The 12,959-nt window shown below is 61.7% G+C and carries 9 protein-coding genes; 7 read left to right on the forward strand and 2 right to left on the reverse strand.

Annotated elements, in window-relative coordinates:
- Positions 1–76: 76 nt before the first annotated feature.
- The gene (locus tag NPS29_RS22915) at positions 77–2,260 is read right to left on the reverse strand and encodes an HET-C-related protein (RefSeq protein ID WP_274135342.1); all 2,184 of its coding nucleotides are present in this window, start codon (positions 2,258–2,260) and stop codon (positions 77–79) included.
- 245 nt (positions 2,261–2,505) lie between these two features.
- Positions 2,506–3,222, reverse strand: a complete 717-nt coding sequence (locus tag NPS29_RS22920; protein WP_274135343.1) for an SIMPL domain-containing protein — start codon at positions 3,220–3,222, stop codon at positions 2,506–2,508.
- A 744-nt stretch (positions 3,223–3,966) separates the two neighbouring features.
- On the opposite strand from NPS29_RS22920, the gene NPS29_RS22925 reads away from it, so the two are divergent.
- The 7 genes from NPS29_RS22925 (at position 3,967) to garD (ending at position 12,883) form a co-directional block, all read left to right on the forward strand.
- On the forward strand, positions 3,967–5,226 hold the full coding sequence (locus NPS29_RS22925; protein WP_274135344.1) for an ATP-binding protein: 1,260 nt from the start codon (positions 3,967–3,969) through the stop codon (positions 5,224–5,226).
- On the forward strand, positions 5,223–5,783 hold the full coding sequence (locus NPS29_RS22930) for a response regulator transcription factor (protein ID WP_274135345.1): 561 nt from the start codon (positions 5,223–5,225) through the stop codon (positions 5,781–5,783). The genes NPS29_RS22925 and NPS29_RS22930 overlap by 4 nt, the downstream gene beginning before the upstream one ends.
- Before the next feature lie 144 nt (positions 5,784–5,927).
- Positions 5,928–7,664, forward strand: a complete 1,737-nt coding sequence (locus tag NPS29_RS22935) for an ABC transporter ATP-binding protein/permease (RefSeq protein WP_274135346.1) — start codon at positions 5,928–5,930, stop codon at positions 7,662–7,664.
- 107 nt (positions 7,665–7,771) lie between these two features.
- Positions 7,772–8,521 (forward strand): FadR/GntR family transcriptional regulator, encoded by a 750-nt coding sequence (locus tag NPS29_RS22940; RefSeq protein ID WP_274135347.1) that lies wholly within the window; start codon positions 7,772–7,774, stop codon positions 8,519–8,521.
- 239 nt (positions 8,522–8,760) lie between these two features.
- Positions 8,761–9,672, forward strand: a complete 912-nt coding sequence (kdgD, locus tag NPS29_RS22945) for a 5-dehydro-4-deoxyglucarate dehydratase (RefSeq protein WP_274135348.1) — start codon at positions 8,761–8,763, stop codon at positions 9,670–9,672.
- A gap of 256 nt (positions 9,673–9,928) precedes the next feature.
- Complete coding sequence (locus NPS29_RS22950; RefSeq protein ID WP_274135349.1) at positions 9,929–11,302, forward strand: MFS transporter; 1,374 nt, start codon at positions 9,929–9,931, stop codon at positions 11,300–11,302.
- A 27-nt stretch (positions 11,303–11,329) separates the two neighbouring features.
- Positions 11,330–12,883: a galactarate dehydratase gene (garD, locus tag NPS29_RS22955; RefSeq protein ID WP_274135350.1), complete on the forward strand. Its 1,554-nt coding sequence runs from the start codon at positions 11,330–11,332 to the stop codon at positions 12,881–12,883.
- The last annotated feature ends 76 nt before the right edge of the window (positions 12,884–12,959 follow it).

A 12,959-nucleotide genomic window follows, 5' to 3' on the forward strand; every position in this document is an offset into this window, starting at 1 on the left:
ATCGGCTGATGACTGACAGGTGAGAATGCCGCAGTGCCTCGAAGGTTCACAAGGGGCTCGCGAGAGAGCGCCCGGGCTATTTGGCCAGGTTCCGCAGCTCCTTGAACCAGCTTGTGTTGCCCACCGCTTTCATGAACACCTTTTCAAGAAAGCTCCATGCGGACGATGGCACTTCCTCGTTGCTGAAAACGTATCGAATATAGGCATTGCTGTCGGCCAGCAATTGGCGGTGCACATTCTGCAACTGGCGGATCGACTGCTGATGCACTTCATCCAGATCCGATCTGGATTGCGCTCGCTGCACTTGGTCAGGATTGTCGTTGGCCCAGGTTTTGACGAGCGTCTGGTGCCATTGCGTGTCGTCGGGATGACAGAAGAAGGCCGTCGCCACGGCGATCGGGTCCGCGTCCTGCTTGCCGTTCCAGTGATCGACCATGGCCTGGGCCACCTGACTGACAGCGATGTTGGCGAGCCGCGCGCTGAGGTCGTGCAGAGGATGCTCGGGGTGATCCTTGGAGAGCTGCGAATGGCTGGGCTCGACTGACGAATCGAGGTTCGGATCGCTGCCCAGCGCCAGTTGGGCATCGGCGACGCTATTGCCGATCCAGGTCAGTAAGCCCTGCGCCGCACTGTTGTAAGCGTTGAGCAGGATCGCGGCAGGGGTGTTCATGAGCCAGCGGTAAAACCGCAGTGTATCCACACCGGCTTTTCGAGCCAGGCCGACCAGACCGTCTCTTGCCTTGAGCAGCGCTTCGAATGCCCTGAGGAAGTTCTGATTGGGGTGCTCGCCCAGCAGGATCAGCATCACTTTATCCCGTTCGGAGCGATAACCCGGCTGGGACAGCTCGAACTCCAGCTCCTGGGTAGAGAACAGGATCTTGCCCAGCGGCGCGGCGAGGCTGGCGATCACGTCGCTACCGCCAAAGGTGCCGGTGACCAAGGGCAGATTGCGCTTGACGTTTGCCGGGGTGGTCCAGGGCAAAACCCGAGTGTGGCCGGCGGAAATCAGGCTGAGCTCGGCGAAGTTGGAGTGGGCGAACAGGTCTTCCAGCACGTGGAGCCCCGCGCCGAAACTACGCATCCCGGAGAGCGTACGGCCGCCGGTCATTGCCAGCCTCAACTGCCGTTGCATGTACTCGACCGCCCCGGTCATGTAGCGCTTCATCGACGTGACGGGCTCAGCTGTCAGCACTGGGTCGCCAGGAAGAATCCAGGGCGCGAAGTCGGGGTCACGCACTGTCGGATCCGGGAAGGCCGGGTCGATGGCCATGGGATTGTCGATGTGCTCGTTGGGCAGGTAAACCCCGAGTTTGTCGAGCGTCACTCGCATGTCCTGCGGGTAGCGCATCCGCAGGTCGGGGAATTTCTTGACTGCAAGGATATCCACCAGGTCGGTCCACGCTTGCCGGGACACGTACGCGGGAAACTCCTTGGGCATGTCGACGCTGCGGGTGATCTTGGGGTCGACGATCTGCGAGTAATCGCGCAGCCAGTTGCCGAAGTAGACGGCGTCTGCCTCGGCGCGGGTGAAACCAGCCTCGGCCAGTGACCAGCCGATGGTCTGGTGAGTATGACCCTGGGCATCTGCGCTGCCTGCCTCGAAGGCTTCACGGTCAGGATTGGCGTGTGCCGTATCGATTCGGTCATCGACGTTCGCCTGGAACGCCAGCACGTGCATGAGCGCCTCATGCCAGTCGACGCTGTAATCCACAGGCTCGCGCTCGTGTGCCGTCGAGTAGCTTGCGAGCTGGATGCGGTCCTGCGCAGGTTCCGCCTGTGCAGCGATCCAGGCAGTAAAGCGATGGCCTTCCTCGAAGGGGGCATCGTGGGCCAGCAGGGAAGTGCCATCGGGCGCACGGTCGCCGAGATCCTGACGCAGTACGTTGTCGACGTGATGGCCGAACTCATGCAGCAATGCCGACAGCAGCCAGGCGTGGTGCGGAGTGTCCCGCGTCGCGAATGAAAAGAAGTCCCGGTCAATGCGGATGGCCCGTTCACGGTTGTCGTAATCCGCGTCGTAGCCCAGGAATTCGGTCAGGATGATCGGTGGGTTGCCAAGCTCGCCCAGTATCAGGCGGGTCCACAGCGCGCCGAAGGTGTGATCTGGAATATCGTCGCCGAAGACATCGCGCATTTGCGTCTTGAAGTCGTTTTCGCCCAGGCGCTGGGCGACATCTGTAAGCATGTCGAGCGCAGTGGTGGTGTGCAGGTTCTCGTCAGGCAGGTCTGTTGGCGAGCGCAGGGTGTTTGTGAAAGCCATTTTGAATTCTTCCTTGAATGTTTGAGTGGCGCCTTGTTGCCTCTGTTCGGGCAATCCGTGCGCCGCCGCAATGGGATGTTGCGAATCCGATTCTATGGATTGTGGTGAGGGTGAAAATCAGCGAGGTCGCTCAAAGGTGTAGGAGCGAGCGAATGCGCGGAAGAGGAAACGGCGATAGAACGCGAGGGGGGGGAGCCGGGGGCATGAGAGAAACCGCGGCAACCCTGGGCTGCCGCGGCGTTGCATCAAGGAATGGCGACTTCGATCACGCCGTCTGCGGTGACGCTGACCTGGCTGGTGCCGGCTTCGACATCGGGTGTCGGAGCGGCATCGGCGCGGGCGGCTTTCATCATCATGACCGGCGCGTGCATGTAGGGCTGTGGATAACCCGAGGTGTTGAGGTTGAGATTGACCAGCTTGTAGCCGCTGCCACCCAGGGCGTCGGTGACCAGTTGGGCGCGGGCCTTGAACGCGGTGACGGCGCTCTTGAGCAGGGTGTCTTCGCTGGCCTTGCGCGCAGGGTCGGAGATGGAGAAGTCCATGCCGCCCATTTTCATGTCGCTGCCCAGCAGTTCACCGGTAAGGCCGGAGAGGGCGGCGAAGTCCGGGCTTTCCAGACGCAGTTCGGCACGCTCGCGCCAGCCGGTGATTTTCTGGCCCTTGTCGTCGTAGATCGGATAGCTGTTGCGACTGCCCTGGCGAATGGTCACGTCCTTGACCTGCCGAGCCTGGCCCAGCGCCTTGTTCAGAGTGTTGGTGACTTCGGCGGCGAGTTTCGCAGGGTCTGAGTTCTGCGATTCGGTGTAGACGGTGACTGTCATCAGGTCGCGCTGGACTTCCTGGTTGACCTCGGCACGGACCGACACCTGGTTGTAATGAACGTCATCGGCCAGGGCCGGGGCGCTCGCCAGCGCGAGGGTGCTCAGGGCGAACAGGGTAGCGGTGGGACGAAGGCTGAACATGAAAAACTCCTTGTTGGGCAGGCCGTCTGTGGCGCATTCCAGTATGGCCCGTCGGACGGATGCCCATGAGACTGAAAATCCGGGATCTTGTTCCGAACCTCGTTTTCACGAAGCCCCGCATCGCCCCGTAGCAGCACGGCTTGCCGGCGGGGGCGTACTCAAGATCGCTCCCGCCGGCAAGCCGTGCTGCTACGGGTGGTGGGCATGATCTCGAGCACTGTAGGAGCGCGCTTGCCCGCGACGGCGTCGTGTCAGCCAACCCATCCGGCGCTGACGCATCGCTCCCGCCGGCAAGCCGTGCTGCTACGGGTGGTGGGCATGATCACACGCACTGTAGGAGCGCGCTTGCCCGCGACACGTCGTGTCAGCCAACCCATCCGGCGCTGACGCATCGCTCCCGCCGGCAAGCCGTGCTGCTACGGGTGGTGGGCATATCACACGCACTGTAGGAGCGCGCTTGCCCGCGACGGCGTCGTGTCAGCCAACCTATCCGGCGCTGACGCACCGCGCCCGCCGGCAAGCCGTGCTGCTACGGGTGGTGGGCATGATCACGCGCACTGTAGGAGCGCGCTTGCCCGCGACGGCGTCGTGTCAGCCAATCCATCCGGCGCTGACGCATCGTGGTCGCGGGCAAGCGCGCTCCTACGGATGCGCGATGTGTGGCGCTTTGACGCACTTTCAAGGAAAGCGCTGCTTCATTGGTTATACTCCTTGCGATTCGCCAGGAGCGCATCAGGAGAGCTCATGCTCGCCCCCGTCCAAGTACTTTCCGCCACGCGCCAGAACCTCTGGCGACTGACTTTCGTCCGCATTCTGGTGCTCGGTGCCCAAGCCGGCTCGGTGGGCTTCGCCTACCTGTTCAATCTGTTGCCCTTACCCTGGCTGCAACTGGACATCACCCTGGGCTTCTCGGCCATCGTCTGTCTGCTCACGGCCATTCGCCTGCGCACCTCGTGGCCGGTGACCGAACTCGAATACGCCGTGCAACTGGCCTTCGACCTGTTTATCCACAGCGCGCTGCTGTTCTACTCCGGTGGCTCGACCAACCCGTTCGTGTCGTATTACCTGGTGCCGCTGACCATCGCTGCGGTGACTCTGCCCTGGCGCTATTCGCTGATCCTGTCCGGCATCGCCCTGGCGCTGTACACCTTGATGCTGGCCAACTTCTATCCCATCGATACCGTCGCCTTCGCCCGCGAGAAACTGCAGATCTACGGCATGTGGCTGAGCTTTGCGCTCGCGGCGGGGGTCATCACCTTCTTTGCTGCACGCATGGCCGAGGAACTGCGCCGCCAGGAGCAGATGCGTGCCTTGCGCCGCGAAGAAGGCGCGCGGGACCAGCAACTGCTCGCCGTGGCCACCGAAGCCGCCGGCGCGGCCCATGAACTGGGCACGCCACTGGCGACCATGAGCGTATTGCTCAAGGAGATGCAGCAGGACCACAAGGATCCGGCGCTGCAAGAGGACCTGTCGGTGCTGCAGGACCAGGTCAAGCTGTGCAAGGAGACGCTGCAGCAACTGGTGCGCGCCGCCGAGGCCAATCGCAGGCTCGCTGTGCAGGAACAGACGGTCACCCACTGGCTGGACCAGGCGCTGAACCGCTGGCACCTGATGCGTCCCGAATCGACCTATCGCTTCCAGCGGCTGGGGCAGGGCGAGGTACCGACGGTCGCGCCGCCTCCCGACCTGACCCAGGCACTGCTGAACTTGCTCAATAACGCCGCCGACGCCTGCCCCGAAGGGTTGGAGGTGAGTCTGGACTGGACCCCGCTGGAGATTCGCATCAGCATCCGTGATCACGGTGCTGGCGTGCCGCTGGCGGTGGCCGAACAGATCGGCAAACCCTTTTTCACCACCAAGGGCAAAGGCTTCGGCCTGGGCCTGTTCCTGAGCAAGGCCAGCGTGACTCGCGCAGGCGGCTCGGTAAAACTCTATCCTCACGAGGAAGGCGGCACGCTCACCGAGCTGCGCCTGCCCCGTCAAGCACCAGGAGAAGAAGCATGACTGACGAAATCCAGGTCGAAGGCGAAGAACTGCCGCACCTGTTGCTGGTGGACGACGACGCCACCTTTACCCGCGTGATGGCCCGCGCCATGGCTCGCCGTGGTTTCCGCGTCAGCACCGCAGGTTCCGCCGAAGAAGGCCTTATCCTGGCCCAGCAGGACCTGCCGGACTACGCCACGGTCGACCTCAAGATGGAAGGCGACTCGGGGCTGGTCCTGTTGCCACGCTTGCTGGAACTGGACCCGGAAATGCGGGTCCTGATACTGACCGGTTATTCGAGCATTGCCACGGCGGTCGAGGCGATCAAGCGCGGCGCCTGCAACTACCTGTGCAAGCCGGCCGACGCCGACGACGTGCTCGCAGCGCTGCTGTCCGAACACGCCGACCTCGACACCCTGGTGCCGGACAACCCCATGTCGGTGGACCGCCTGCAGTGGGAGCACATCCAGCGTGTGCTGACCGAGCATGAGGGCAATATTTCGGCTACCGCGCGGGCGCTGGGCATGCATCGCCGCACGCTGCAAAGGAAATTGCAGAAGCGTCCCGTGCGCCGCTAAGGGCCATCCCGGAGGTTGGTCGAGCAGGCTCGAAGACCGATCCGAAGCACGCAGGGACAGTTAACATTTTCTTCATGGAAGATCTCGTGTGGCGTCTGGCACATTGGGGCTGACGCCACTTAATGCCTGCCATCGAGTTATCACATGAATCAAAACGCCGAATACTCTGCGGCCAACGATACGTCCCGTGGCCAGTTCTTCAAGAAAGTCTGGCACCTGATCACCCCCTACTGGCGCAGCGAGGAAAAGGGCATCGCCTGGCTGCTGCTGGTGGTGGTGATTGCGCTGGTGCTGTTCGATGTGGCTGTGTCGGTCTGGGTCAACAGCTGGTACCGCGACTTCTACAACTCCCTGCAACAGAAGGACCTGGCAGCCTTCACCCACCTGATGCTGTATTTCTGCGGGATTGCCGCGGTGTCGATCCTGGCGGCGGTGTATCGGCTGTACCTGACACAGATGCTGACGATTCGCTGGCGGACGTGGCTCACCGAGAAACACTTTGCCCGCTGGCTGGATCACAAGAACTACTATCGCCTGGAGCAGGGCGGCTACACCGACAACCCTGATCAGCGCTTGAGCGAAGACCTCAACAGCTTCACCTCCACCACCCTGAGTCTGGTGCTGGGGCTGATCAGCACGGTCGTCAGCCTGGTGTCTTTTTCGGTCATCCTGTGGGGCGTGTCCGGCAGCATCGAACTGTTCGGTATGGAAATTCCGGGTTACATGTTCTGGTGTGCGCTGCTGTATGCGGGCATCGGCAGCTGGCTGGCCCACCTCATCGGGCGACGCCTGATCGGCCTGAGCAACAAACAGCAACGTTACGAAGCCGACCTGCGTTTTGCCATGGTGCGCATTCGCGAGAACGCCGAGAGCATCGCCCTGTATGACGGCGAGGCCAACGAGAACCGCCGCCTGACGTCACGCTTCAAGCTGGTCTGGAGCAACTTCTGGGACATCATGGGCGTGCAGAAACGCCTGAAGTTCTTCACCACCGGCTACGGCCAGATCGCGATCATCTTCCCCTTCGTGGTCGCCGCGCCGCGGTATTTCGCCGGCAAGATCGAACTGGGCGAACTGATGCAGATCAACTCGGCCTTTGGCAGCGTTCAGGAAAACTTCAGTTGGTTCATCGATGCCTACGTGTCGCTGGCGGGCTGGCGCGCGACTTCCGACCGTCTGCTGGCTTTCCGTCAGGCCATGACCGAAAACGAAGAACGCCACAGCGCGATCAAGCTCAACCGGGAAGGGCATGAGCTCAAGCTCGAACAGCTCAGCCTGGACTTGGTGGGCGATCGCCAACTGCTCGATCACGCCAACGCGAAAATCGCGGCGGGCGATCACGTGATGCTCAGCGGTCGCTCCGGCAGCGGCAAGAGCACGCTGTTGCGGGCGATGGGTGGTCTGTGGAGCGACGGCTCCGGGACCATGGACCTGCCGGCCGGTCGTTACCTGTTCCTGCCGCAGAAACCCTATCTGCCCATTGGCACGCTGCGCGAGGCCCTGAGTTATCCACAACCGCCAGACGTCTACCCGGCCGAGCGCTTTGCCCAGGTGCTGGAAACCTGCCGGCTGGGCCATCTGGTGTCACGTCTGGACGAAAGCAACCACTGGCAACGCATGCTGTCCCCCGGGGAACAGCAGCGCGTGGCCTTTGCTCGGGCACTGCTGTATGCACCGGACTGGCTGTATCTGGACGAAGCCACCTCGGCCATGGACGAAGAAGACGAAGCGGCGCTGTATCAGGCGCTGCTCGATGAGCTGCCAGGTGTGACGCTGCTGAGCATCGGCCACCGCAGCAGTCTCAAGCGTTTCCATCGTCGTCATCTGCGCATCGAGGGCGGTCAATTGCGCGAGCAACCCCACGCTGAAACGGTGATTTAGCAGCACCATGCCGCAAAAACCTACGAACTCGCCGGGTTTGTTATGTGATCGTACAACCCGGTGAGCTATGATTAGACTTTCACCGTATTTAGAGACGCATGTTGGATATGGAAAATCAGAGTGCTCCGCCTCGCGCACGTAGAAAGCACCGCAGCCTCGCCCAGGAGTTGGTTACTGAACTCTCGGAGCGTATTCGCACCGGCGCCCTGAAGCGTGGCGACAAATTGCCCACCGAATCCGCGATCATGGAAGAGCAGGGGGTCAGCCGCACCGTCGTACGCGAAGCCATTTCCCGTCTGCAGGCCTCGGGGTTGGTGGAAACCCGCCACGGTATCGGTACCTTCGTGCTCGACACGCCGAGCCCCAGCGGTTTTCGCGTCGATCCTGCGACCATCGTCACCCTGCGTGACGTGATGGCGATCCTCGAGTTGCGCATCAGCCTGGAAGTCGAATCGGCGGGCCTGGCTGCCCAGCGTCGCAGCCCCGAGCAACTGGCCGACATGCGCGCCGCACTCGATGCCCTCAATGAAAGCGCGGCCCATGCCAGCGATGCGGTAGGTGCCGACTTCCAGTTCCACATGGCCATAGCGCTGTCCACGGGCAACCGCTACTTCACCGACATCATGAATCACCTGGGCACCAGCATCATTCCGCGTACCCGCCTGAATTCCGCGCGCCTGGCCCATGACGACCAACAGCACTACATGAGCCGCCTGAGCCGCGAGCACGAGGAGATCTACGAGGCCATCGCCCGCCAGGACTCCGACGCCGCCCGCGCTGCCATGCGCCTGCACCTGACCAACAGCCGCGAACGCCTGCGCCACGCCCATGAAGAGGCGGAGTCGCAGCGCGCCTGAGGTCGTATGACCTGACATACATGACCCCCGTAGCAGCACGGCTTGCCGGCGGGGGCGATTTCAATGACGACCCGCCGGCAAGCCGTGCTGCTACGGGGATGTCACCGCTCATCTCCTTCCCCTAGAAATAATTCGTCCCCCCTATTGAGAGATGTCATTCCTAGTTGTACGATGACTTACGACATCAGCGCAGGTCTGGTGATCCATTCACACAATTAGCTTCCCAGGGTGTTCGAATAATGAATCCACAAGAACTGAAGTCCATCCTCTCCCACGGTCTGCTGTCTTTCCCGGTCACCGATTTCAATGCCCAGGGCGACTTCCATCGCGCGGGTTACATCAAGCGTCTGGAGTGGCTGGCCCCTTACGGCGCCTCCGCGCTGTTCGCCGCTGGCGGTACAGGTGAGTTCTTCTCCCTGACCGGCGACGAATACTCCCAAATCATCAAGACTGCCGTCGACACCTGCGAAAAGACTGTGCCAATCCTGGCCGGTGTAGGTGGCCCGACCCGTCAGGCGATCCAGCAGGCTCAAGAAGCCGAGCGTCTGGGTGCCAAAGGCCTGCTGCTGCTGCCTCACTACCTGACCGAAGCCAGCCAGGACGGCGTTGCCGCCCACGTTGAAGCGGTCTGCAAATCGGTCAAGATCGGCGTTGTCGTCTACAACCGTAACGTTTGCCGCCTGACCGCGCCGCTGCTGGAAAAACTGGCCGAGCGCTGCCCTAACCTGATCGGCTACAAAGACGGCCTGGGCGATATCGAACTGATGGTTTCGATCCGTCGTCGCCTGGGCGACCGCTTCTCCTACCTGGGCGGCCTGCCGACCGCTGAAGTCTACGCCGCTGCCTACAAGGCGCTGGGCGTACCGGTCTACTCCTCGGCGGTGTTCAACTTCGTACCGAAACTGGCGATGGACTTCTACCACGCGATCGCCAAAGACGATCACGCCACTGTCGGCAAGCTGATCGACGACTTCTTCCTGCCGTACCTGGACATCCGTAACCGCAAAGCCGGCTACGCCGTCAGCATCGTCAAGGCAGGCGCGAAAATCGCCGGTTACGACGCAGGTCCGGTCCGCGCTCCGCTGACCGACCTGACTGCAGAAGAGTTCGAAATGCTCGCTGCACTGATGGACAAGCAAGGCAAGCAGTAACAGCCACCTGCCGGGAAACCGCTGAGCGATCAGCGGTTTTTTGCCGTCAGGGCACTGTTTATCAAAACGCTGCACAGCGCAGCGTTTCGCGCCGGCAAGGCTGCCGATCGCGTGAGTTCTACCCCAGGCGTCACCGTGGCCGCATCTTGAAATAACGCTTCAATCGCATCTGGTTTTTAGGGGCAGAGGCGAGCGACACACACACATAAGATCGTTGTTTACCCGCGCAAAAAAATAATTAGTGGGAGTTTCGAACATGCAAAAAACCAAGCCGACTCACGTCCGCTATTTGATCCTGCTCATGCTGTTTCTGGTGACCACGATCAACTATGCCGACCGTGCCACCATCGCCATTGCCGGTTCCAGCCTGCAAAAGAGCCTTGGCATCGACGCCGTCACCCTCGGATACATCTTCTCTGCCTTTGGCTGGGCCTACGTGGCCGGTCAGATCCCCGGCGGCTGGCTGCTGGATCGCTTCGGTTCGAAGAAGATCTACGCACTGAGCATTTTCACCTGGTCGCTGTTCACCGTGCTGCAAGGCTATGTCGGTGAATTCGGCCTTTCCACCGCCATCGTAGCGCTGTTCATGCTGCGCTTCCTGGTGGGTCTGGCAGAAGCGCCATCCTTCCCTGGCAACGCGCGCATCGTTGCGGCCTGGTTCCCGACCTCCGAGCGCGGCACCGCCTCGGCGATCTTCAACTCGGCGCAATACTTCGCAACCGTTCTGTTCGCCCCGATCATGGGCTGGATCGTCTTCACCTTCGGCTGGCAGCACGTGTTCGTGGTGATGGGCGGTATCGGCATCGTGTTTTCGCTGATCTGGCTGAAAGTCATCCACAGCCCGCGCAACCACCCGATGATCAACAAGGCAGAACTCGATCACATCGCCAACAACGGCGGCATGGTCGATATGGACAACGACAAGGGCAAAGGCAAGAGCGGCGGCCCGAAATGGGACTACGTCAAGCAACTGCTGACCAACCGCATGATGCTGGGTATCTACTTGGCGCAGTACTGCATCAACGGCATCACCTACTTCTTCCTGACCTGGTTCCCGGTGTACCTGGTGCAGGAACGCGGCATGACCATCCTCAAGGCCGGTTTCATCGCCTCGTTGCCCGCGATCTGCGGCTTCGTCGGCGGCGTGCTGGGCGGGATCATCTCCGACTGGCTGCTGCGTCGCGGCAAATCCCTGACCTTCGCCCGCAAGGCGCCGATCATCGGCGGACTGCTGCTCTCGACCTCCATCGTCACCTGCAACTACGTCGATATCGAATGGGTCGTGGTGGGCTTCATGGCACTGGCCTTCTTCGGCAAGGGCGTGGGCGCACTGGGCTGGGCGGTGATGTCCGACGCTTCGCCGAAACAAATCGCCGGTCTGAGCGGCGGTCTGTTCAACATGTTCGGTAACATCGCGTCGATCACCACCCCGATTGTCATCGGCTACATCATCAGCTCCACCGGCTCGTTCAAATGGGCTCTGGTATTCGTTGGCGCCAACGCGCTGGTGGCGGTGATCAGCTACGTGTTCATCGTGGGCGAGATCAAACGCGTGGAATTGAAAGACACCCCAACGCAGGGTGATTTGCGGGCCAGCGACGTCGGCGAAATTTCCCAGGCCAAGAGCTGAGTCCAAGAAAAATCGAGGAAGACCGTGATGAACTTGATCCAACATGCCGACTCGCCACGTTACATCCGCCTGCATGAGCGCGATAACGTTGTCGTCGTGGTCAATGACCAGGGCGTACCGGCGGGGACTGAATTCGACAATGGCCTGGTGACCATCGACAACGTGCCCCAGAGCCACAAGGTCAACACCGTGGACATCCCCGAGGGTGGCGAAGTGATTCGCTACGGGCAGACCATCGGTTATGCCCTCAAGCCGATCCCGCGCGGCAGTTGGGTCAAGGAAGATCAACTGCGCATGCCGAGCGCGCCGCCGCTGGACAGCCTGCCGCTGTCCACCGAAGTACCTGGTCGGGGCGAGCCGCTGGAAGGCTTCACCTTCGAAGGCTACCGCAACGCCGACGGGACGGTCGGCACGCGCAACATCCTCGGCATCACCACCACCGTGCAGTGCGTCACCGGCGTGCTGGACTTTGCGGTCAAGCGCATCCGCGAGGAAGTGCTGCCCAAGTACCCGAACGTCGATGACGTGGTGGCCATCACCCACACCTATGGCTGTGGCGTGGCGATCACCGCCAAGGATGCGTACATCCCGATCCGCACCGTGCGCAATCTGGCGCGCAATCCGAACCTGGGTGGCGAAGCGCTGGTGATCGGTCTGGGCTGCGAGAAATTGCAGGCCGAGCAGGTGATGCATCAGAACGATCCCTCGGTCGATCTGAGCGATGAGTGGATGTATCGCCTGCAGGATTCGAAACACGGCTTCAACGAAATGATCGAGCAGATCATGGAGCTGGCCGAAGTGCGGTTGAAGAAGCTCGATCAGCGCCGTCGCGAAACCGTGCCAGCGTCCGAGCTGATCCTGGGCATGCAGTGCGGCGGCAGCGATGCGTTTTCCGGCATCACCGCCAACCCGGCGCTGGGCTACGCCTCGGACCTGTTGCTGCGCGCAGGCGCGACCGTGATGTTCTCGGAAGTGACCGAAGTGCGTGACGCCATCTACCTGCTCACCTCCCGCGCTGAAACCACGGAAGTGGCCGAAGAGCTGGTGCGCGAGATGGACTGGTACGACCGTTATCTGGCCAAGGGCGAAGCAGACCGCAGCGCCAACACTACGCCAGGCAACAAGAAAGGCGGGTTGTCGAACATTGTCGAGAAGTCCCTGGGATCGATCGTCAAATCCGGCAACAGCGCGATCAACGGCGTGCTTGGCCCTGGCGAGCGGGTCAACCGCAAGGGGCTGATCTTCTGCGCAACGCCGGCCAGTGATTTCGTCTGCGGCACGCTGCAACTGGCGGCTGGCATGAACCTGCACGTGTTCACCACCGGGCGCGGCACGCCGTATGGCCTGGCGATGTCACCGGTGGTGAAGGTGTCTACCCGCACTGAACTGGCCCAGCGCTGGCCGGACCTGATCGACATTGACGCAGGCCGCATAGCGACCGGGCGCGCCAGCATCGAGGAGTTGGGTTGGGAGCTGTTCCATTTCTATCTCGATGTCGCCAGCGGCAAGAAGAAGACCTGGACCGAGCATTATCGTCTGCACAACGACATCACCCTGTTCAACCCGGCGCCGATTACCTGATTGCGTTGGATCTGTTGGCGATGTACCCGTAGCAGCACGGCTTGCCGGCGGGGGCGATTTTGAGGACGCCCCCGCC

This window comes from Pseudomonas putida (assembly GCF_028682175.1).
Taxonomy (GTDB): domain Bacteria; phylum Pseudomonadota; class Gammaproteobacteria; order Pseudomonadales; family Pseudomonadaceae; genus Aquipseudomonas; species Aquipseudomonas putida_AD.